The 392-nt window shown below is 61.7% G+C and carries 1 protein-coding gene; it reads left to right on the forward strand.

Going from position 1 to position 392, the window contains the following annotated elements:
* Positions 1-354, forward strand: a 354-nt coding sequence (locus D7Y15_RS43925) for a UDP binding domain-containing protein (protein WP_199746092.1), incomplete at its 5' end; no start/stop codon positions are given.
* Between the last annotated feature and the right edge of the window lie 38 nt (positions 355-392).

The following is a 392-nucleotide window of genomic DNA, read 5'->3' on the forward strand; positions in this document are numbered from 1 at the left end:
GATCTGTCCGGTAAAAAGATTGTCGTCCTTGGCGCTTCCTATCGGGGCAAGGTCAAGGAAACTGCTTTCTCCGGGGTTTTCCCGACTGTTGACATCCTCGCCAAGGTTGGCGCTGACGTCAGCGTCCACGACCCGATGTTCACCGACGAGGAGCTCGGCAAGTTCGGCTTTAAGGCCTACCACATCGGCGATCCGGTTGACGGCGCCCTACTGCAGGCTGACCATCCCGAGTACGCCGAACTGACCCCGGCGGACCTGCCGGGTATCAAGGTGCTCGTCGACGGTCGTCACGTCGTCGATCCGGCCGTATGGGGAGACGTCGAGGTCATCGTCGTTGGTGACGGGGAGGCCTGAGTACCCCGGCAGCTTCCTCGACATGATCGTCGAGGGGC

Origin of the sequence: Corallococcus sp. AB030 (assembly GCF_003668965.1) — a bacterium.
Lineage (GTDB): Bacteria > Myxococcota > Myxococcia > Myxococcales > Myxococcaceae > Corallococcus > Corallococcus exiguus.